The sequence below is a fragment of the Bacillus sp. TH50 genome (assembly GCF_016650565.1).
Taxonomy (GTDB): Bacteria; Bacillota; Bacilli; order Bacillales; family Bacillaceae_G; genus Bacillus_A; species Bacillus_A mycoides.
This window is the reverse complement of the sequence record NZ_JAEKFM010000003.1, coordinates 1,520,174-1,541,936: the sequence shown is the minus strand read 5'-3', so window position 1 is coordinate 1,541,936 and position 21,763 is coordinate 1,520,174. Positions and strand designations below refer to the sequence as shown.

The window sequence follows — 21,763 nt, the reverse complement described above, 5'->3', positions numbered from 1 at the left end:
TTTTGGCACGATGGTCGCTTATTAATAGGAGGAAAAGATGTTGAAATATAATAAATTAGCAATTATAACTGCATTATCAATGACTTTACTAGCTGGTTGTTTCGGCCCAAAACCAGAAGAGGAGCTATATGTTGCATTTGAAAATGCTGCCAAGCAAGAAAAAACAATGTTTGAAGATGCGAAAAAATTAGAGTCATTAGAGAAAGAGGGGCAAGTATTATATAATCAAATTGTCCAAGAAGGAAAAGATAATAATCAGGCTGTTAAGGATAAGCTTGATCAAGCGGTGAAAAATACAGCTGAGCGAGAAAAAGTTCTTATTAAAGAAAAAGAGGCGTTAAATAAAGCGCAAGAAGAAGTGAAGTCAGCTGATAAGCATGTGAAGAAAATTGAAGATAATAAATTAAAAGACCAGGCGGATAAAGTAAAGAGTACTTATGAGAAACGATATGATTCATTCCAAAAGATGTACGATAGCTATAATAAATCTTTAAAGCAAGAAAAAGAATTATATACAATGCTACAAGATAAAGGTACAAAATTAAAAGATATTAGCGAGAAAGTAAAGGTAGTAAACCAAGCATATAAAGATATTGAGACAGAAAAAGATAAGTTTAATGAATATACGAAATCATATAATACAGAAAAAGTTGCATTCTATAAACAAGCTAATATTAAAATTAAGGAAGATAAAAAATAAAACAGTTTGGCCTAATATTAGGCCAAACTGTTTTATTTTTTTGTATAGGTACGGCTATACCATGGAACTGGTTCGCTTAATTTTTTTTCCTGTTTTAATGCTTCAGGACCAATATAATCTTGAAGTGTTTTTTTTGCTATTGTTAAAGATAAGGTTGTTTTCGGATTTCGATAGGAGGATTCAAGGTGACCAAGATGCGGTAGGGTGCGAAAATCATCTTTCGTAGGAGGGATATGGAAAAAATAATCACCTAAACGTATAAGAACATCGGATTGTTGTTGACTAAAACGTGGATTTCTAGAAAAATGTAATCCTTCTTTGATAGCCTTTTTTTCAGTAATTAAGCGTTCTAAAGCAGTCTTTTTTAACCAATATAAGTACTTAGGGTTAGTTGCAGCTTTAGCATGACGATTCACAACGAAAATAGATTGAGCTAGTCTATTAATAGAATGTTGATTATGCAATGGAGATTGTGGTTGTGAAGGTTTCATATTGACTCTCCTTTCAATTTTTCCTTATTATAGCATAAATAAAATGGGTTTTTATTATATGCAAAAAGTAATTGTATATATTTTCAATATTAAAGCAATATTGTTATAAAAAACAACTATTTTGTATAATAGTGATAGAATATGTTTCAGAAATTTGATAATGAAAGAGTGAGAAGTTTGAAAGAAATATTAAAATTACAATATGCCATTATAGATATTGGATCTAATACAATGCGTTTAGTTATTTATGAAAAGCAAAATGGAGGTTTTTATAAAGAAATTGAAAATACGAAAGTGGTTGCTCGGTTAAGAAATTATTTAATCGATGGTGTTTTGAATGAAGAAGGTAAAGAAGTATTGTTACAAACATTATTTCAATTTCAAGAAAGTACAAAATTCCATCAGTTGCATCATGTACTTTGTGTTGCAACGGCAACAATTAGACAGGCTGAGAATCAAGAGGAGATTAAAAAACTTGTTGAAGGACAAACAGACTTTACTCTTAGAGTATTATCAGAATATGAGGAAGCACGTTACGGCTATTTAGCAGTTATGAATTCTACTTCGTTTTCGGAAGGAATAACAGTAGATATTGGTGGCGGAAGTACGGAAGTTACATATATTAAAAATAGAGAGATTTTAGAGTACCATAGTTTTCCTTTTGGTGCGCTTTCTTTAAAACATCTATTTATTAAAGGTGATATTCCTACTAAAGATGAATTAGAGGAAATCCGAGAGTATTTAGAGTGTCAATTTCGAACGTTACCATGGTTAATTGATAAGAAATTGCCTCTTATTGCAATTGGTGGTAGTGCGAGAAACTTAGCGAAAATCAACCAAAATTTAACAAATTATCCTATAGCGGGAGTACATTTATACAAAATGAAAGAAGAAGATATTGAAAATGTAAAAGGTGCATTGGAAAAACAATCGTTTATCGAACTTCAGAAAATGGAAGGATTGGCAAAAGATCGAGCTGATACAATTATTCCAGCGGTTGAAGTATTTCATAAACTTGTAAATATTATAGAAGCAACGGCATTTGTATTAAGCAAAAAAGGATTAAGAGAAGGTGTTTTCTATGAAGAGTTGACGAAAGATTTAGGGATTTCATATTATCCGAATGTAGTTGAAGAAAGCTTACATTTGTTATCACACGAATATGAAATGGATATGGAATTTGTCATTCAACTTATTAAACATGGAAGATTGATTTGTAAACAACTCGAAGAAATGGGACTGATTTCTGTTTCAATAAAAGACTGGGAAGCATTCCATCAAGCAGCGAAAGTATTTAATATTGGAAAATATATAGACGAAGAAGCGAGTCGTTTACACACGTTTTATTTATTGGCAAATAAAACAATTGACGGCATGATGCATAAAGATCGAGTGAGGTTAGCGCTTATTGCATCTTATAAATCAAAAATGTTATTTAAACAACATTTGGCACTGTTTGAAGGATGGTTTGATAAAAGTGAACAAAAGAAAATTCGATTATTAGGGGCTGTATTACAATTTTCGGCTGCTTTAAATATACGACAAAGATCGCTTGTTGAAACAATATATATAACGGAAAGTAAAGAAGGTTTAACATTCAGGATTTTATGTGAAGAATCGGCATTGGCGGAAAAAGTTCAAGCGGAAAAACAAAAAAACAGCTTGAAAGAGTATTAAAAACGAATATTAACTTAGTATTCGAATTGAAATGTTAGGTTGTACGGATGTCTTTACAAAAAAAACACTTTGGAATATTGTAATTTGATAAAATAAAAGTAATTAAATTATATTAAAAAAGTTTCAAAGGGAAGTGTGAAGCGAATGGAATTACTAAAGGGGAATTTAGTAAATTTAAATGATACAGCGTATTATAATAATCGTGAATTAAGCTGGCTAGCATTTAATGAACGTGTACTACAAGAAGCGCAAGATGAAAATAATCCACTATTAGAAAGACTAAAGTTTATTAGTATTTTTAGTTCGAATTTAGATGAATTTTTTATGGTGCGCGTAGCAGGTTTGAAAGATCAAGTAAGTGCGGGATTTAATCAGCCAGAAAATAAAGCAGGTTTAACACCAAAGAAACAGTTAAATAAGATTGCGATAAAATCGCATGAGTTGATGACTGTGCAGTATGAAACGTTTAAAAATTATTTATTGCCAGCGCTTGAACTAGAGGGGATTGAGCGTTTAACATTCCATGATTTGACGAAAGAGCAAAGGGAATTTATCGAGGAGTATTTTGATGAACAAATATTTCCGGTTTTAACCCCTGTATCTATTGATGCGTATCGTCCATTTCCAATGTTATTAAATAAAAGTTTGAATTTAGCTACTATTTTATATGATGAGCAACAGGCTGAGGAAGAAAATCGTACGAAGTTAGGAATTGTACAAGTGCCTTCATTACTGGAGCGTTTCATATTTTTACCGAGTGAAGGGCAAAAACATAAATTTATTTTATTAGAAGATGTAATTAGTGGTTTTACTCATAAACTATTCACAGGATATAACGTATCACCTGTTACTCGTTTCCGTATTACACGTAATGCGGATTTAACGATCCATGAAGAAGGTGCACGCGATTTATTAAAAGTAATTGAAAAAGAATTGAAAAAGCGTAAGTGGGGAGCTGCCGTTCGTTTAGAAGTTGGTAAAGAACACATTGATGAAAGAGTGTTAGCGTTATTGTATGATGTGTTAGAAGTAAAAGATGAAGATGTGTACATGATGGATGGACCGTTAGATTTAACATGTTTATTCTCCTTATATAAAAAATTAGCGCCTTTATATGAACATCTAGTATACCCGGCTCTTATTCCTCAACCTCCTCAAGATTTAGGTGATGAGGAAGATGTATTTGAAAAAGCGATAGAACATGATATTTTATTACACCATCCCTTTGAGTCGTTTCAGCCAGTCGTTGATTTTGTCCGTGATGCGGCAGATGACTCGAATGTACTTGCGATCAAACAAACATTATATCGTGTAAGTGGAGATTCTCCAATAATTCAGGCGCTGAAGGTAGCAGCTGAAAAAGGAAAACAAGTGACGGTATTGGTTGAGTTAAAGGCAAGGTTTGATGAAGAGAATAATGTTCATTGGGCTAAAGAATTGGAACAGGCCGGATGTCACGTTATTTACGGAGTAAGTCACTTGAAAACGCATAGTAAAATTACGTTAGTTGTAAGAAGAAGAAACGGAAAAATTGAAAGGTTTGTACATCTTGGAACCGGAAATTATAATGATGCAACAGCGAAGTTGTATACCGATTTTGGATATATTACATCGCGAAAAGACTTTGGTGTAGATGCAACAAATTTCTTTAATTATTTGAGTGGTTATACAAAAAAACCGCATTTTCATCATTTATCTGTTGCCCCGTTTGATATAAGAGAGCAGTTTATGGAGTTAATAGATGAGGAAATCCGTTATCATAGACAATATGGAAATGGATATATTATCGCTAAAATGAATTCGTTAACAGATAAACCGTTAATAAAAAAAATGTATGAAGCATCACAAGCTGGGGTAAGGGTAGAGCTCATCGTTAGAGGGACATGTTGTTTAAGACCTGGGATTCCAAATGTAAGTGAAAATATTCGTGTAGTTAGTGTTGTTGGAAGATATTTAGAACATAGTCGTATTTATTATTTCCATCATAATGGAGATGAAAAAATATATTTATCTTCAGCTGATTTGATGACGCGGAATATGGAAAAACGAGTAGAAATATCCTTCCCAATTTTAGATATTGAAATGAAAGCGAGAATAAAGGCAATTTTACAGCTGGTTTTAGCTGATAATGTGAAAACACGTGAGCAAAATAAAGATGGTGACTATTATTATATAATTAATAGTAGTATAGAAGAAATTGATAGCCAAGTGAATTTATTTAAGATGGCGTATCAAAATACAGACGCTGAATAGTGTGAAAAAAGTAAAAACCTCTTATTGAATTTAAGAGGTTTTTACTTTTTTCTCTACTCATATATTCTCAAAATGGAAGGATGAGTAGAGAGAATAGTTTTTATTATAGGCGTGTGATGAGTCGGTTCGTTGAGAGAAAAACATTAGAAGAATGGTTGGTTTAAATTAATAATAGTATGGTTGTTGACAAGGCCCTCCGTAACAAGGAAAAGGTGCTGGTGGTGGGAAAGGCGGTGGATAAGGCGGATAAAACGGTCTAGGCCCGAAAGCTAATGCTCCGCCTAGCAGTCCGCCAGCAATTCCAGCTAGAAATGGAACACCGAAAAATGGAAAGAAGCGTGAGTCGCCTGCTGGGCCAAAAGGTGCTGAACGAACTGGGATCGGTTGATAATATGGATACATGAACAAACCTCCTTTACTGGACTCATTTTTATCATATGGTGGACCAAGCGTGGATGAGCGCGTACAAGGAAGGATATGTAAGGAAATAGGCGAATTGTTACGAATGTTGTAGGATGAAGAGTGTAATTTCAGGTTTTGACATAAAGCGGAATGGGACACGTGTTCTTCCAATACCTCGATTGACATAGAGAGTCAAACCTTGAATGTCATAGAAACCTTCAATATATTCTTTTGCAAGCGACGGGGTAATAATAGCACCTAAAAAAGGAATTTGTACTTGTCCGCCATGGCTATGACCAGAAAGTTGAAGATTGATTGGATATGTAGCGATTTGTGGCGCGATATCTGGTTCGTGAACGAGAACAATTGTATAAATATTTTGTTTTGCATGTTGTAAAGTTTCCGCTATTTTTGGTTTACCCAGTAGCATATCATCGAGTCCAAAAATAGAAATTTCACTATTATCCAGTAAACGAATTCGCTTTTCGCTATTTTGCAAAACTTCAAATCCAGATTCGCGCATGATGTGATCATAGTATTCAGTTCCATATCCGCCATGGTCGTGGTTACCATAAATAGAAAATTTACCGAAGGGTGCCTGTATATTCTTTAAAATGGATGCAACAAAAGAAGCCTCGGTATATGTTTGGTAATCATCAATGAGATCACCAGTAAAAAGGACAATATCTGGCTTTTCAGCATTAATCTTGGAAACGATTTGAGATAAATGTTGGAGAGAGAAATAGTATCCTAGATGTAAATCGCTAAATTGAAGGATCTTCATACCATGAAAACCTTTTGGTATGAGCGGTGATTTAAGTGTGTGTTGCGTAAAAGAAAGCAAATAGGGCTCTATATATTTAGCATAATAATAGCCGATACTTGCGGTTATAAATGAATATAGACAAGTGCGTATTCCAGATTTTAAAAATTTCTTCTTGTAATTTTCTTCATATACAGGTTACTCGAACCTCCCTTCAGTTTTTTAAAAATATATTTTAAATACTAAAAAAGTAGTATAGATTACGAAAAAATGAACGAAAAGAAACCTCTTTACGTTAAAATATCAGAAAAATTTAAAAATATAAAGATTTCTATCAAATAAAGTGATAAAATGAATGTGTATTCATTTTTTGGAGGGGATGTATGTGAAAGAGAAGGTAGTTATTATAACAGGTGGATCAAGTGGAATGGGAAAAGGGATGGCGATACGTTTTGCGAAAGAAGGGGCACGTGTTGTTATTACAGGGCGTACAAAAGAAAAGCTAGAAGAAGCAAAGTTAGAAATTGAACAGTTTCCAGGGCAAGTATTATCTGTACAAATGGATGTACGAAATACTGATGATATTCAAAAAATGATTGAACATATTGATGAGAAGTTTGGACGAATTGATATTTTAATAAATAATGCAGCTGGAAACTTTATTTGTCCAGCAGAGGACTTATCTGTGAATGGCTGGAATTCGGTAATTAATATTGTATTAAATGGTACATTTTATTGTAGTCAGGCTATTGGAAAATATTGGATTGAAAAAGGTATAAAAGGAAATATTATTAACATGGTGGCAACATATGCATGGGATGCAGGCCCAGGGGTTATCCATTCGGCAGCAGCTAAAGCTGGTGTATTAGCGATGACAAAAACTCTTGCTGTTGAGTGGGGACGTAAATATGGAATACGAGTTAACGCTATCGCACCAGGACCAATTGAACGTACAGGTGGTGCCGATAAATTATGGATTTCAGAAGAAATGGCTAAGCGTACAATACAAAGTGTCCCACTTGGTAGGCTGGGGACACCAGAAGAAATTGCGGGTCTAGCTTATTATTTATGTTCAGATGAAGCTGCATACATAAATGGAACTTGTATGACAATGGATGGTGGCCAGCATTTGCATCAATATCCATTTTAAAAGGGATGAACAAACGAATGATTTATTCATTTCTTTGTGGTAAAATATGACGAAATTGTGACACTTAAAAGAAATGTGTTTACAAGAGGGGATATATACGTTATATTTAAGACCTCTTTTTTCTTCATAGTAGAATTGCTAATTCCCCTTAGCATTTTACCCCTCTAATCCCTTCAGGAAAACTGAAGGGATTTTTTATTATTTTTCTGTAAATATCGTGTTATAATTTTTGAAAAGTAAAGGGAGGGAAGCACGTTGATAGATGCATTAGATGTAATGAGTAACTTGGATAAAGTCCTTCCTTATTATCAAGCTATTTTTAGTGCTGATGAGCATACAGTAATTGGATATGAAGTTGTAGGACGTATTCAAACAGAAGAGGGCATACAAAGTTTAGCATCTTTCTTCCATGATGATTCTATTCCGAGTGAGTTCCAACTTGAAGCGGATAACATCATCGTAGAAAAAGCGTTAAATAGGTATTTAGAAACGGATCAAAAATTATTATTATTTATACATCGGAATGCTAATGTATTAATGAATGATGAAGATGAAAGTTTACTTCAACTTTTGCTGATGTATGAAGAACAAGGTTTGAACTTACAACGCATTGTTCTGGAAATAACAGAACATGAATGTAAAGAAGATATAGAACAATTTAATCATTTACTCATGTATTATCGTACATATGGTATTCAAATTTCGATTAATAAAGTCGGAACAGGTACAAGTAATTTAGAGCGTATTAGCGTGTTAGCACCGGATATTTTAAAAGTAGATTTAACAAATTTAAGGCAAACTGCACTTTTACAATCTTATCAAGATATTTTATATTCCTTATCTTTACTTGCTAGAAGAATTGGTGCGACATTGTTATATGAAGAAATTGATGCTTTTTATCAACTACAATATGCTTGGAAAAACGGTGGTAGATATTATCAAGGTAATTATTTGAAAGAATGTTTACCTGATTTTATTGAAACGAATGTTTTAAAAGAGCGACTTGGTAATGAATGTCATCAATTTATTCTGCATGAGAAGAAGAAGTTGCAAAAAATTTATAATTTAACAGAGATGTTACGTAATCGAATTGGTGATGTTCTGTCAAAACAAAAAAAGAATGAAGATATAAATGATTGGTTATTACAATTTAGCCAAAGCATATCACAATATAGTTTTCGGATATTTATTTGTAATGAAGATGGTTTTCAACAATCGGGTAATATTATGAAAAAAGATGGTGGATGGATCATTATGCCAGAGTATTATATGAAGAACTGGAGCTGGCGCCCGTATTTTCTAGAAAATATAATGAAAATGCGTTTTGAGAATAAGGCAAGACTTTCAGATTTATATGCTGATATCGAAACTGGTGAAATGGTACGAACATTTTCATTCCCGATTGATGATGAAAACTTTTTATTTATAGATTTATCGTACGAATATTTATATGAAGAAGATGTTTTATTTTAATGCACGAAGAAATTCGTGTATTTTTTTGTTTGTTTTTATCATAAATTGGTAATAGTGAAAATGATGATGAAAATGCTGTCTATCGTTGTAAAGATTTTACGAACGAAATCATCCCTTTCTTTGCATAATCATTGTTACAATGAATACTACAAAGACAAGCTCTTTTAAAAGGAAGGTGAAAAAATGAAGAAATATGGAATATGGTTTGTTCTATTTATATGTGTTGCCTTTCTAGTTGGCTATAGTGTCACAACTGTTTTAGGAAAAGAAGAAGTGAAAGTGGATCGGAAAGAAGTGTTTACAACGATACAAAAAGGTTATGAGACGCAATTTTCAATCCGCGGGAAGCAAATACCTACGAATAAGATGATAGAGACGTTATCACCATATTTTACAAATAATTTCCTTCAAGTTTTTACAGATGAAAACAGTAGAAATGAAAAACAAAGTGGTGAATATTTACTTCCAGCAAAAGAAGCTCCATTTTCTTTTAATTCAGAAACAAAAATGTCTTATGATGAAGAACATAAGAATTTATATGTCTATGAGCGGACAAAGAGTGGACAATATCAAATTGTGACATTGCAAAAGGATAATGGAAAATGGAAATTAGCAGGGTATCATGAAAGTCAGGAACTGTTGACTGAAATAAAAAGGTTACAACAATTATGAGAATAGGAATAGGTGTCGCCTATTCCTATTCTATACCGAGTAGCTGTTGTAATTTTTCAATTTGAAAACCTGCCACAACTTCTTCGTCAATTACAACTGTTGGAGTTGAATAGGATTCATAGTCATATAAAAGACGATTGCGTGCAGCAGCGTCTTTTTTTATGTCAAATTCTTCATATACAACGTTATTATGTTTTAAAAATTCTTTTACAATGGTACAAGGCGGACAATCAGGTTGTGTATAAACCTCAATTTTTTTCATTGTAATTCCTCCCTTTTTCTGTTGTTTATTATATTCTGCCAGTATAAAAAGCGCAATAAAGAAGTAAAAAGATGCTCTTTCATCTTTTTACTTCTTATTTCGACAAATTTTAGTTGAGTTTCTTGCCAAGAACCTTTATCCTAGATTGTGGAACGTTTTTTCTGTTATGACGGATAGAATGAGTATAGCTGTAAAACCTATTGGTAGGAAGATCAGAGAAAGGAGAGATTTCATGTCTCTACTCCAAGGAATTTTAACTCGACTTGTTAGTCTACAAGAACAAGCTGAAAGCGGTGAAGTAGCACAACGCTATTTTGAAGTGAACGGTGAGCGCAAATGTAGCGTGAAATTTTTCGATAAAAGTGAAATGTATGAGTTAGAAGTGTATCAACAAGGTGAAAAACCTCAAGTGTATCAATTCGATAACATCGATATGGTTGCAATTGAGATTTACGATATCATTTCTTGATACATATAAAAAAGGTACTGCCAAATGGCGGTACCTTTTTTAGTTATATTAATTAATGGGCTATATAGGTAGTAGAAGTTGTAATTTAAGTCGCGATTAAATAAAAGAGTTTTTACAAATGTATATGTATAGGAATTTTTTATTTTTCCTACAATGATAGTAAATATTAATAGGAGGTGCAAAGGATGGAACGCTTACCGATTGTTATTTGTCCTAATTGTCACAGTCATGCTGAAATTAATCACGTATTAACCGCCCAGTCTAATCAAAATGTAATTTATACATGTAGGTTTTGTAATTATGTAATTCGAAATATTGAAACGAATAAAGGGTAGTAAGTTATAATTTTTGTTTTTGTCCCATACAATGAGAATACGAAAAGTCTGTCTAATTGAAAGGACGTGACTATGTGGACGGTGAGCATACATTTTATAATGTTTCAGAGAGACATTTGAATTTTGATATGGTATTTAACCGTATTTGTAGTTTCATTGAAAAGGATCCGCGAAATTTATATCGATTATCTATTGGGACAGACTCACAAGCGCATCAAAAGGATACGAGGTTTATTACGGCGATACATATTCATCGGGTTGGAAAAGGAGCATGGGGATGTTTGCATCATAAATCAGTGAAAAATAAGCCAGCAACGTTGCGAGAGAAAATATATTTAGAAACACAGTTTAGTCAAGAAATCGCCTATCTATTTACTCCCAATCATATACAAGCGATATGGGATTTATTGCACCCATACGCTCAAGATGGAGCAGGATTCATAATGGAGATTCATTTAGATATCGGGAATGATGGTTTAACAAAAGAATTTATTTTAGATATGACGATGAAAATTCAAGCAATGGGATTAACAGCAAAAATTAAACCAGATGCTTATGCGGCATTTAGTTACGCAAACAGATATACAAAATAATGTGAAATGATGTCTATATATTCGCAGTCGTTAAGTATTTCTAACGAAAACTGAATATTACATCTGTTAAATGGACTGAAAAATTTATATAATGAGAGTGATGATGCGAGTGCAAGGAGAGGAGCATATGGAAAAGGAATTTGTTTTAACAAGAGAAGAAGAAAATTTATTGTTGGATATTCTGTTTCAGCAAAATTACGCGAGCGAAATTTTAGCGGTGGAGCTTACAGACATTGAGAATGGTTTAAAACAGACAGATGTGACGCAATATAAAAAAATCACAAGATTGTTTTACCGATTAAAAAATAAAGGGTATTAAGCACTACCGGAATGGTAGTCTTTTTTTTATGTTATATGCTAAAATAGTTATGTATTTTTATTAGAAGAATGTCAGGACAAAATAATAATATGAAAACGCTATCATAAAATGTGAATAGGACCGGAGAATATTAGCAGGAAAAAGGGAAAATGGGGGATGTAACATGATTAGTATTCCGAAAGACGAGTTTCAACAAATTCTTGTGAAGGATTTAATGATTTCATCAGATAAAGTAGCACATGTACAAATAGGGAATGGTCTAGAACATGCTTTACTCGTTCTTGTGAAATCTGGATATTCGGCGATTCCTGTTTTAGACCCTATGTATAAATTACATGGGTTAATTAGTACTGCTATGATTTTAGATGGTATTTTAGGATTAGAGCGCATTGAGTTTGAAAGACTTGAGAATATGAAAGTGGAACAAGTGATGAAGGAAGAGATTCCAGTTCTTATGTTAGAAGATTCTTTTGCAAAAGCTTTAGAAATGACAATTGATCATCCTTTTATTTGCGCTGTCAATGAAGAAGGTTACTTCGAGGGTATTTTAACACGGCGGGCTATTTTAAAATTGTTGAATAAAAAAGTGAGACAGCATAATCGATAACGTAGGGAAAGTGACTTCACAGAAAAGGCGAAGTCACTTTTTTTCGTGCATATCAGTTGTGTATGTATTATATTTAAAAAGACATAAAGCATAAGAAAAGTTTGAACTAACAAACCGTTCTAATGTATAAAAGTATGCAATTAAATTAAGGATGAAATGCTTATTAAAATTAGGTGTATGGAAGCTAAGGAAAGAGGGAGAAAGTTGCAAATTGATGATTTTCAAATGATGGTTGTGTTAGCTCAGGAATCAAATATGAGAAAAGCGGCGGAACGTTTATTTGTTTCCCAACCTGCGCTTAGTCAACGATTACAATCTATGGAGAAACAATGGGGAATGAAATTTTTTATTCGTTCACAAAAAGGATTAACAATTACACCTGAAGGGGAAAAAGTTGCAAATTATGCAAAAGAAATGTTACAACGGGAAGAGGGTATTAAAAGTGAACTGGCTCTTTTCAGAACCGAAACATACGGTACGTTAAAAATAGCTGTTGCATCAGTCATTGGGCAATATTGGCTTCCACCTGTTTTGAAAAAATTTGTGCATAAGTATCCTTCTGTGAAGATATCTCTGTTTACTGGCTGGAGTAGTGAAGTGCAAAAGCAATTTTATGAAGGAGACGTTCATGTTGCTATACTGAGAGGATCACAAGAATACAAAGGGCAGAAACAACAATTATTTGAAGATGAATTATATTTAGTTGATAAAGAAATAAAAGATATTTCGATGTTAAAAGAGACAAATAGACCATTTATTCAATTTAAAAGTGATTCGACCTACTATGGACAAATACAAAATTGGTGGTATGGATTATTTTCAAATCCACCTAAGCGAACGATTGTAGTTGACCAAATTGAAACGTGCAAACAGCTTGTTTTAAATGGAATAGGTTATGCTCTTTTACCTTCGACTGTTTTAAAAGAAGTGCAGGAAAATATGTATAAAACACCTGTTCAATTAACGAGAGAAACATGGTTATTGACGAGTGACTCGGCAAGGCAGTTGAAGCAAGTACAAGCATTTTTAGAAATTATAGAAGAAATTCAAATGGAAAAATAAGATTATTGTCTTGCTACTCGCTCTATCGTTTGGTAGAGTAACATTATAAATGGATTTAGGAGGCAACAAGAATGAAAATGATGGACGCTAACGAAATTATTTCGTTTATTCAAAACAGTGAAAAGAAAACTCCTGTAAAGGTATACATAAAAGGGGATTTAAAAGAGGTAACATTCCCTGAAACAGTACAAGCATTTGTAAATAAAAAATCTGGTGTATTATTCGGAGAATGGTCTGAAATTAAGACAATTCTTGATGAAAATAACAAGCACATTGTTGACTATGTAGTTGAGAATGACCGTCGTAATTCTGCAATTCCAATGCTTGATTTAAAAGGTATTAAAGCTCGTATTGAGCCAGGCGCGATTATTCGTGACCATGTAGAAATTGGTGACAACGCTGTTATCATGATGAATGCAACAATTAACATCGGTGCTGTAATTGGTGAAGGTACTATGATCGACATGAACGCAGTGCTTGGTGGACGTGCAACAGTTGGTAAGAACTGTCACGTAGGTGCAGGTGCTGTACTTGCCGGTGTTATTGAGCCACCTTCTGCAAAACCAGTTATCGTTGAAGATGATGTTGTAATTGGTGCAAATGTAGTTGTTCTAGAAGGCGTTACAGTAGGTAAAGGTGCAGTTGTAGCAGCAGGAGCTGTTGTAACAGAAGATGTGCCTCCATATACAGTTGTTGCGGGAACTCCGGCACGTGTAATTAAAGAAATTGATGAGAAGACAAAAGCAAAAACTGAAATTAAACAAGAGCTTCGTCAATTAAACCCAGAGAAATAAAAAATAAAAAGCGTAAGAGCATGAATGTGCTCTTACGCTTTTTATAGATAGAGGTGCAAAAATGACAGTAAGCAAATTTGTCCAAGTTCGTAGAGATTTACATAAAATTCCGGAGATCGGATTTAAAGAGTGGAAAACACAACAGTATATTTTAGATTATATAGGAACGATTCCTAATGAATATTTGGAAGTGAAAACCTGGAAAACAGGTGTAATTGTTAAAGTAAATGGAAAAAATCCAGAAAAAATAATAGGTTATCGTGCAGATATAGACGGTCTACCAATTACAGAGGAAACTGGATATGAATTCTCTTCTGTCCATGAAGGAATGATGCATGCATGTGGACATGATTTGCATGCATCAATCGGTTTAGGACTTCTAACAGCGGCTGTAAGCGAAAGAATAGATGATGATCTTGTGTTTATATTCCAACCAGCTGAAGAAGGTCCAGGTGGTGCACTTCCTATGTTAGAAAGCGATGAGTTAAAAGAATGGAAGCCTAATATGATTCTTGGACTTCATATTGCGCCTGAATACTCTGTGGGAACAATTGCGACAAAAGAAGGTTTATTATTTGCGAATACATCAGAGCTATACGTTGATTTAAAAGGAAAAGGTGGACATGCTGCATATCCGCATACAGCAAATGATATGATTGTTGCAGCGAGTCATCTCGTTACACAACTTCAATCAGTTATTAGTCGTAATGTGAACCCTCTTGACAGTGCGGTAATTACAATTGGGAAAATTACAGGTGGTACAGTTCAAAACATTATCGCAGAAAAGTCTCGTTTAGAAGGAACAATTCGAACGCTATCAGTGGAATCAATGAAACGTGTTAAAAGCCGAATTGAGGCAATTGTTGCGGGAATAGAAGCTTCTTTTCAATGTGAAGCTGTTATTGACTACGGAGCGATGTATCATCAAGTGTATAACCATGAGGAGCTAACGAGAGAGTTTATGCAATTTACACGTGAACAAACGACTATGGACGTAATTACGTGTACGGAGGCAATGACAGGTGAAGACTTTGGTTATATGCTTCGAGAGATACCTGGATTTATGTTTTGGCTTGGAGTAAATTCAGAATATGGTTTACATCATGCGAAATTAAAACCAGACGAAGAGGTTATTGAGAAAGCAATTGTATTTTTAAATCAATATGTGAAGTGGAAGGGAAATAGAAAGTGAACTTACTCGCTAATTGTGCAATAGTTTAGAGTGGGGACTTCTTAGTTCAGAGACGAAAACATCTTTCGTATTCGTTAGTGTTAGACATCTTCATACAAATGAGTAAAGTTAAATTTGACGTCTTAATAATGAGCAGGGGGTTTTTAGCCACTGCTCATTATTAATTATTGCTAATAGGAAAGATAATTATTTAACTACCCTATTATATGTTTACTTTTAGTATGAAAAGTGTGTAAAATCAATGTGATACATAGAAAAAAGGGTGGGGAATTACGTGCAAATTAGCAGTGCGATTTTATGTTTCGTCTTATATGCATATGTTATTATTGCGGCGGTTTATTTTGGGATAAGTTTTTACGCCTATCGTTTAGCAAATAATAGTGAATATGAAGAAACATACAAATGGGTGAAAAGATATTTGTCACCTGTACTAGAAATTATGAATGGATTTGTTCTTTTTTTATTTATTGGATTAATTGCTTTCTCAACGAGTTTAGTAGGGAATAAGACTACGTTATTTGTACTAGGTATCATTATTTTTATGCTATTAGGAATTCGGATTGGTAATACGGTGTTTTGGAACGAAAGAAAAATAGATGGTTGGACAGGGATGTTTATTCCATGTATGTTAGCTGCAATTGTGACGAATATAGAACATGAATATTATCAATTACATTTTTGGCTTATCATTGTTTTAACAATCCTCTCTGTTTTGTATATAAGTACTGTCGTGCTAACATACATCGCAAATGAAAAAGGAGATGCAAAAGGTGCGCACTTCTTTAGAGGGCGTGCATTATTATGGAGTGTGCCGACGATGGCAGTTATAGGAATTATTGCGATATTAGTAAATGGATATCAATTTACTAATTGGCAATTGTTTTTAGAAACTTGGTGGATCTTCATTGTTTCGCTTGTAGCTTTTTTAGGCGCAACACATTATTTATTCCATCAACATCATTACATATTGGCACTGTTATTCGCATTTACACAACTTTTATTTGCTTTTTTCGGACAAGAAACGCTATTGTTCGTTTTTGAAACATTTAGTTCATTTGGAAATATATTTGTATTTGGTATGTTAATTTTCGGTATCGCGTTTTATTTACAACAGTATTTTTATATGCAAAAACAAAAATAAGAAGTATATACAGGTTTTTGTAGCGAATTTAAAGTATGTTACAATAAAAGTACATAGTATTTGATGTTATTGGAGGAATTCCTGTGGGCGAAAAAGAGAAAGAATTTGCTGTTATTGGGCTTGGCCGTTTTGGTGGAAGTATTTGCCGTGAATTAGCTCAATTAGGTATGGAAGTAATGGCAATTGACTCAGATGAGGATAAAATTAATGAGTTTGCAAATATAGCTTCGCATGCTGTAATTGCAGATTCAACAGATGAGATGGTATTAAAAAGTCTTGGTATTCGTAATTTTGATCATGTAGTCGTTGCTATTGGAGATAATTTGAATTCAAGTATTTTAACAACGTTAATTTTGAAAGAATTAGGTGTGAAAAATATTACTGTAAAAGCTCAAAATGACTATCATGAAAAAGTGTTAAGTAAAATAGGGGCAGATCATATTGTGCATCCAGAACGAGATATGGGAAAAAGGATTGCTAATAATATCGCATCAAGTAATGTGTTAGATTACCTAGAGCTTTCAGATGAGCATAGTATTGTAGAGATTATCGCAAATAAAAAAATTGATGGGCACTCTTTAATTGAATTAGATATTCGTGCGAAGTTTGGTTTGAACATTGTAGCAATTAAACGTGGAAAAGAAGTTATCGTATCTCCTAGAGCTACAGAAAACGTTCAGGCGGGAGATATATTAATTGTAATTGGTCATGACGATGAAGTAGATCGTTTTAAGCATTTTTTAAGATAAGAGAAAAGGACAATGCCGAGGAGGCATTGTCCTTTTTCTTATATTTCCATAATGATTGGTAAAATCATTGGACGACGTTTCGTTTTTTCGTATAGGAATGGTGCTAATGTGTCTGTAATCTCATTTTTAATTTCAGACCATTGTGTTGTTTTTCGCTCCATTACTGTTTCTAAATGTGTTGTAATTAATGTTTGAGCATCGTTGATTAAATCGCTGCTTTCACGCATATAAACGAAACCACGCGAGATGATATCAGGTCCTGCTGCAACTTTAAATTCTTTCATATCAATGCTTACAACTACAATAACAAGTCCTTCTTCAGAAAGAATGCGACGATCACGTAATACGATATTACCGATATCTCCAATACCATTTCCATCGATATAGACAGAGCCAGATGGGATTTTCCCAGCTACGCTTGCTTCATCAGAACGTAAAGCAAGAACATCTCCATTATCCATAATGAAACAATTTTCTTCTGGAATACCACAATCATTCGCTAATATCATATGCATACGTTGCATACGATATTCACCATGAATTGGCATGAAATATTTCGGCTTAATAAGACGTAGCATTAACTTTTGTTCTTCTTGTCCACCGTGTCCACTCGTATGAATATTTGAGAGTTTACCATGGATTACATCAGCACCAGCGCGGTACAACATGTTAATTGTACGACTTACACTAATTGTATTGCCTGGGATTGGTGAAGAAGAGAAAACAACTGTATCGCCAGGGATAATTTGAATTTGACGATGTGTACCATTGGCAATACGTGAAAGTGCTGCCATCGGTTCCCCTTGACTACCTGTACATAACATAACAACTTTATTAGCTGGTAGGCGGTTTAGCTGAGCTGTGTCTATGAATGTATCCTTTGGACACCGGATATAACCAAGGTTTTGTCCGATTTCAATAGCCGCTTCCATACTTCGACCGAATACAGCTACTTTACGATTGTTTTCAACAGCAGCCTCAACAACTTGTTGTAAGCGATGGATATTCGATGCAAAGGTTGCGAATATAATACGACCGTCTACTTTGCGGAATATATCTTGAATACTATCACCAACGCGGCGCTCAGACATCGTAAAGTTTGGCACTTCACTGTTTGTACTATCAGATAAGAGACAAAGTACACCGTCTTTTCCGATTTCGGCCATTTTTGTTAAATCTGCTGGCTCACCTACTGGTGTGAAATCAAATTTGAAATCACCTGTATGAACGACTTGTCCTTGAGGTGTTTTCACAACAACTCCGTATGAATCCGGAATACTGTGAGTTGTACGGAAGAAGGAAACAGATGTCTTTTTAAATTTAATAACATCATCTTCTTGAATTTCATAAAGTTTTGCTTTACGAAGTAATCCGTGCTCTTCTAATTTGTTTTTTATTAGGGCAATTGCTAATTTTCCGCCGTAAATTGGAATGTTTACTTGACGTAATAGATAAGGAATTCCACCGATATGATCTTCGTGACCATGTGTAATGAATAACCCTTTAATTTTATCTTCGTTTCGCACAAAATAAGTGTAATCTGGTATTACATAATCGATCCCGAGGAGTTCGTCTTCTGGAAATTTAATTCCAGCATCAATTATAATAATTTCATCTTGAAATTGAACAGCATATGTATTTTTACCGATTTCACCAAGACCACCGAGGGCAAAAACGGCAGCTTGATCATTTTTTAGGAATTTCATATGACTATACGATCTCCGCTAATATTAAATCAGCGTTTTGTTTTTCATATTCAAGATGAGCACCAGTAACAGACTGAACGAACTCGATATTATATGCGAACTTATTTAATTTTTTACGAACATCCTTTTGAGACGTAGCCTCTAAATATAAAACTTTTGTATTTTCACGTACTGGGACCTCAGTTAATTTTTCTTGATAAAATACTTTAAAAATCATTTGGAAAACCTCTCCTTGTCTATGTTTTGCATTATCTGTTACTTATTATAAAGCAAACAGTCACGATTTTCATGTTTTTTCGAATGAGAATGAAGAAAAAGCCCGAAATGGGCACAATTTAAGCGATTGTCTTCTTACGGACTAAATCGTTTAAATAACGCTTGAGCTTTTTCTTCAGCTTCTTCAGCATGATTACTCCTTCCTTTCCTTATTTAAAACATGCATATTACTAATGATAACTCTGTCTCCCATACAAGAAAGAAGATTAGAAGTGAATAGTGAATCTTGTTCTTTTTAGTATAGTGTAAGTTATCTTGTAGTAACGATTAGTAGCCGTTAGTTATAGATATAGTATGAGGAAGAATAGAAAAGAAAATTCATCCGAACAAGTATCCACATTTTTTCACTAATAGTATATGCACATTTCATAAATAAGGTCAGAAAGTGAACGCTTTCTTCACAGATGTTTAATATGTTATACTTTTTTTGAAATTTGAAAAGTGATAATCAAAATAGGAATATAGAGTGCCAGAAAGGATTTTGACAAATGAATGATAAAATTGTCTTTTTTGATATTGATGGAACATTATTAGATCATGATAAGAAAATTCCGCAATCTACAAGAGATGCAGTAAGAGATTTACAAGAAAAAGGTGTGCATGTAGCGATTGCGACAGGGCGTGCGCCATTTATGTTTGAAGATATTCGTGAGGAACTCAATATACATAATTATGTTAGTTTTAACGGGCAGTATGTTGTATTTGAGGATGAGGTATTATTTAATAATCCATTACATCCTGATGCTCTACATAAGTTTACTCAGTTTGCAAAACAAGAAGGATATCCACTTGTATATCTTGACCATCAAGAAATGAGAGCGTCAGTGGAATATCATGATTATGTAAAAGAAGGTTTTGGAAGCTTACAATTCGAGCATCCGGCATATGAACCTGATTTTTATGAGAAACGCGATATTTATCAAACGCTTCTTTTTTGTGAAGTAAACGAAGAAGAAAAGTTTATTCATCATTATCCAGATTTTCATTTTATACGCTGGCATGCATATTCAATGGATATTATCCCTAATGGTGGTTCTAAGGCAAAAGGGATTGAGAAGTTTATTGAGAAAATAGGATTTAATCGTGAACAAGTATATGCATTTGGGGACGGATTAAATGATTTAGAAATGATTGAAGCAGTAGGAACGGGCATTGTGATGGGGAATGGTCATGAGGATTTGAAAAAACTTGCTAATTATGTGACAAAAGATGTTAATGAAGACGGTATTTATCACGGATTAAAGTGGGCTGGCTTGTTATAAGTAAGTGTGGAACCCATTTCACATAATAAAAAGGCGGAAGATTAACTTCCGCCTTTTTACTATTATCGCTCGAGAGGTTTTGAATCATCGGGAGCCACAAATGGATTGTCTTTATTAATATGGTCATAGAACATAACACCGTTTAAATGGTCGATTTCATGTTGGAATACAATTGCTGGTAAACCTTTTAATCGCAGTTTTACGTCTTCACCGTTAATCGTTGTTGCCTTTACTGTAATTCTCGTGTAACGAGGGACATAACCAGGTACTTCACGGTCTACAGATAGACAGCCTTCACCATTTTGTAAATATGTACGTTCAACAGAATGACTAATGATTTTTGGGTTAAATAATGCGTAGCTATATAACGTATCGTTCGTATCAGTTACATGAACCGCAATCATTTTCTTTGAAATACCGATCTGCGGAGCCGCTAATCCGATTCCGGGGCGTAAATTATATTTTTCAGCCATTTCAGGGTCCTGGCTATTTATTACAAATTCAATCATTTCTTTAAGAGTATTTGTATCTTCCTCGCTAGCAGGTAAGGAGACCTCTTCTGCGACGTCGCGCAAAATAGGATTTCCTTCACGAATTACCTCATTCATTGTAAGCATATGTAATCTCTCCTTTCTCCTTTAGTCTACCAAAGGAGATAAAAAAAGTCATCGGCAAGTAAGGAAGAGCTACTTGGAAACAAATCTTCTACAGATAAGTTATGTAATAAAAAGAAAAGACGGCAAAGCCGTCTGTTTCTTTCCATAGTTGTTTCATTTTACATTAATTAGCGAATGCAAGCAGCACCAACGATAATTAAAAGGATAAACAACACAACGATTAAGGCGAAGCCGCTTCCAGATCCGCCACAAGAACCGCCATAACCGTAGGAAGGATATGAACAAGTTGTTGGATAGCAATATGAGTATCCGTACATGAGATGACCTCCTTTATCATTTCCCGCTAATACTGCGGTTACTATAATGTATGGAGGAATGATCAGAAATGTATAGGTATTTACCTATAAAAGGAAGAAGTGTTTGTATAATTTTCTTGAGAAGAGAGAAAAACTAAGGAGAATTAAATCGTTTACATATTATTCTAAGAGAAAAAATAAGTTAAAAAGGGAATAATATAACAGCAGGTTATTGCTTACTAATACAGATGTGAAAAATAAAAACACGTTTGTGTAGAGGAAACCGGCATATTATTTATAAAAAAACGTATTCAAAGTAATTGACATCGTAATTAGAATAGTTGTAAACTAAAAAACGTGATCAAGATTGTATTAATATGTTTTTGAAAAAACATTAGTACAGATTGTTAGGTACACAAAATTATTCTCAACCGACAAACAAATTTGTTGGTTTACATTGTTGCGCTTTCAGTCTAGCTAATAGATAGTGAAAGCGTTTCAG

Annotated in this window: 23 protein-coding genes and 2 pseudogenes; 17 read left to right on the top strand and 8 right to left on the bottom strand. The window is 33.8% G+C overall.

The window, feature by feature from the left end; all coding sequences use genetic code 11:
* The first annotated feature begins 37 nt into the window (after window positions 1-37).
* Complete coding sequence (locus tag JFU23_RS07880; protein WP_201031709.1) at window positions 38-700, top strand: YkyA family protein; 663 nt, start codon at window positions 38-40, stop codon at window positions 698-700.
* A gap of 32 nt (window positions 701-732) precedes the next feature.
* Here the strand turns inward: JFU23_RS07880 and JFU23_RS07875 are convergent, their stop codons facing one another.
* A complete protein-coding gene (locus tag JFU23_RS07875; protein ID WP_002014827.1) occupies window positions 733-1,191 on the bottom strand; it encodes a YkyB family protein in 459 nt (152 codons plus the stop codon).
* 177 nt (window positions 1,192-1,368) lie between these two features.
* On the opposite strand from JFU23_RS07875, the pseudogene JFU23_RS07870 reads away from it, so the two are divergent.
* Together JFU23_RS07870 and JFU23_RS07865 are read left to right on the top strand one after the other, a co-directional pair.
* Window positions 1,369-2,906, top strand: a pseudogene (locus tag JFU23_RS07870) (Ppx/GppA phosphatase family protein).
* A 106-nt stretch (window positions 2,907-3,012) separates the two neighbouring features.
* The gene (locus JFU23_RS07865) at window positions 3,013-5,121 is read left to right on the top strand and encodes a polyphosphate kinase (RefSeq protein ID WP_201031707.1); all 2,109 of its coding nucleotides are present in this window, start codon (window positions 3,013-3,015) and stop codon (window positions 5,119-5,121) included.
* Between the two features lie 165 nt (window positions 5,122-5,286).
* Here JFU23_RS07865 and JFU23_RS07860 read toward each other — a convergent pair whose 3' ends face one another.
* Both JFU23_RS07860 and JFU23_RS07855 read right to left on the bottom strand, forming a co-directional pair.
* Complete coding sequence (locus tag JFU23_RS07860; protein ID WP_002014830.1) at window positions 5,287-5,523, bottom strand: hypothetical protein; 237 nt, start codon at window positions 5,521-5,523, stop codon at window positions 5,287-5,289.
* Between the two features lie 97 nt (window positions 5,524-5,620).
* Window positions 5,621-6,477: pseudogene (locus JFU23_RS07855) on the bottom strand (metallophosphoesterase).
* Between the two features lie 194 nt (window positions 6,478-6,671).
* Between JFU23_RS07855 and fadH the strand changes: the two are divergent.
* From fadH to JFU23_RS07840, 3 genes are all read left to right on the top strand, one after another.
* Window positions 6,672-7,436, top strand: a complete 765-nt coding sequence (gene fadH, locus JFU23_RS07850) for a 2,4-dienoyl-CoA reductase (RefSeq protein ID WP_002142976.1) — start codon at window positions 6,672-6,674, stop codon at window positions 7,434-7,436.
* Between the two features lie 255 nt (window positions 7,437-7,691).
* Complete coding sequence (locus tag JFU23_RS07845) at window positions 7,692-8,909, top strand: EAL domain-containing protein (protein ID WP_201031706.1); 1,218 nt, start codon at window positions 7,692-7,694, stop codon at window positions 8,907-8,909.
* 183 nt (window positions 8,910-9,092) lie between these two features.
* Complete coding sequence (locus JFU23_RS07840) at window positions 9,093-9,581, top strand: DUF3993 domain-containing protein (protein WP_002128890.1); 489 nt, start codon at window positions 9,093-9,095, stop codon at window positions 9,579-9,581.
* A gap of 25 nt (window positions 9,582-9,606) precedes the next feature.
* Here the strand turns inward: JFU23_RS07840 and JFU23_RS07835 are convergent, their stop codons facing one another.
* Window positions 9,607-9,843 carry a glutaredoxin domain-containing protein gene (locus tag JFU23_RS07835; protein WP_002014835.1) on the bottom strand — a complete coding sequence of 79 codons (237 nt, stop codon included), beginning with the start codon at window positions 9,841-9,843 and terminating at the stop codon, window positions 9,607-9,609.
* 232 nt (window positions 9,844-10,075) lie between these two features.
* Between JFU23_RS07835 and JFU23_RS07830 the strand changes: the two genes are divergently transcribed.
* From JFU23_RS07830 to JFU23_RS07785, 10 genes are all read left to right on the top strand, one after another.
* The gene (locus tag JFU23_RS07830; protein WP_000055151.1) at window positions 10,076-10,312 is read left to right on the top strand and encodes a YkuJ family protein; all 237 of its coding nucleotides are present in this window, start codon (window positions 10,076-10,078) and stop codon (window positions 10,310-10,312) included.
* Between the two features lie 185 nt (window positions 10,313-10,497).
* A complete protein-coding gene (locus JFU23_RS07825) occupies window positions 10,498-10,647 on the top strand; it encodes a hypothetical protein (RefSeq protein WP_002033828.1) in 150 nt (49 codons plus the stop codon).
* Window positions 10,648-10,721: 74 nt separating this feature from the next.
* Window positions 10,722-11,240 carry a ribonuclease H-like YkuK family protein gene (locus JFU23_RS07820; protein WP_002033829.1) on the top strand — a complete coding sequence of 173 codons (519 nt, stop codon included), beginning with the start codon at window positions 10,722-10,724 and terminating at the stop codon, window positions 11,238-11,240.
* 127 nt (window positions 11,241-11,367) lie between these two features.
* On the top strand, window positions 11,368-11,559 hold the full coding sequence (gene abbA / locus JFU23_RS07815) for an antirepressor AbbA (protein ID WP_002145987.1): 192 nt from the start codon (window positions 11,368-11,370) through the stop codon (window positions 11,557-11,559).
* A 163-nt stretch (window positions 11,560-11,722) separates the two neighbouring features.
* Entirely contained in the window at window positions 11,723-12,166 is a 444-nt protein-coding gene (gene cbpB, locus JFU23_RS07810; RefSeq protein ID WP_002066926.1) for a cyclic-di-AMP-binding protein CbpB, read from the top strand.
* 177 nt (window positions 12,167-12,343) lie between these two features.
* On the top strand, window positions 12,344-13,228 hold the full coding sequence (locus JFU23_RS07805; RefSeq protein ID WP_002014840.1) for a transcriptional regulator CcpC: 885 nt from the start codon (window positions 12,344-12,346) through the stop codon (window positions 13,226-13,228).
* Between the two features lie 71 nt (window positions 13,229-13,299).
* A complete protein-coding gene (gene dapD, locus JFU23_RS07800; protein WP_002014841.1) occupies window positions 13,300-14,022 on the top strand; it encodes a 2,3,4,5-tetrahydropyridine-2,6-dicarboxylate N-acetyltransferase in 723 nt (240 codons plus the stop codon).
* A 61-nt stretch (window positions 14,023-14,083) separates the two neighbouring features.
* Window positions 14,084-15,214 (top strand): N-acetyldiaminopimelate deacetylase, encoded by a 1,131-nt coding sequence (locus tag JFU23_RS07795; protein WP_201031705.1) that lies wholly within the window; start codon window positions 14,084-14,086, stop codon window positions 15,212-15,214.
* 274 nt (window positions 15,215-15,488) lie between these two features.
* Window positions 15,489-16,355 carry a hypothetical protein gene (locus JFU23_RS07790; protein WP_002014843.1) on the top strand — a complete coding sequence of 289 codons (867 nt, stop codon included), beginning with the start codon at window positions 15,489-15,491 and terminating at the stop codon, window positions 16,353-16,355.
* An 83-nt stretch (window positions 16,356-16,438) separates the two neighbouring features.
* Window positions 16,439-17,104 carry a potassium channel family protein gene (locus JFU23_RS07785; protein ID WP_000504033.1) on the top strand — a complete coding sequence of 222 codons (666 nt, stop codon included), beginning with the start codon at window positions 16,439-16,441 and terminating at the stop codon, window positions 17,102-17,104.
* 38 nt (window positions 17,105-17,142) lie between these two features.
* On the opposite strand, the gene rnjA is transcribed toward JFU23_RS07785, so the two are convergent.
* Complete coding sequence (gene rnjA, locus JFU23_RS07780) at window positions 17,143-18,810, bottom strand: ribonuclease J1 (protein ID WP_201031704.1); 1,668 nt, start codon at window positions 18,808-18,810, stop codon at window positions 17,143-17,145.
* A gap of 4 nt (window positions 18,811-18,814) precedes the next feature.
* Complete coding sequence (locus JFU23_RS07775) at window positions 18,815-19,027, bottom strand: DNA-dependent RNA polymerase subunit epsilon (protein WP_000576436.1); 213 nt, start codon at window positions 19,025-19,027, stop codon at window positions 18,815-18,817.
* A gap of 547 nt (window positions 19,028-19,574) precedes the next feature.
* Between JFU23_RS07775 and JFU23_RS07770 the strand changes: the two genes are divergently transcribed.
* On the top strand, window positions 19,575-20,348 hold the full coding sequence (locus JFU23_RS07770) for a Cof-type HAD-IIB family hydrolase (protein WP_002014845.1): 774 nt from the start codon (window positions 19,575-19,577) through the stop codon (window positions 20,346-20,348).
* 62 nt (window positions 20,349-20,410) lie between these two features.
* Here the strand turns inward: JFU23_RS07770 and def are convergent, their stop codons facing one another.
* Together def and JFU23_RS07760 are read right to left on the bottom strand one after the other, a co-directional pair.
* Window positions 20,411-20,965, bottom strand: coding sequence for a peptide deformylase (gene def, locus JFU23_RS07765; RefSeq protein ID WP_002014846.1), 555 nt, complete (start codon window positions 20,963-20,965; stop codon window positions 20,411-20,413).
* 167 nt (window positions 20,966-21,132) lie between these two features.
* Window positions 21,133-21,282, bottom strand: coding sequence for a YjcZ family sporulation protein (locus tag JFU23_RS07760; protein WP_002014847.1), 150 nt, complete (start codon window positions 21,280-21,282; stop codon window positions 21,133-21,135).
* Between the last annotated feature and the right edge of the window lie 481 nt (window positions 21,283-21,763).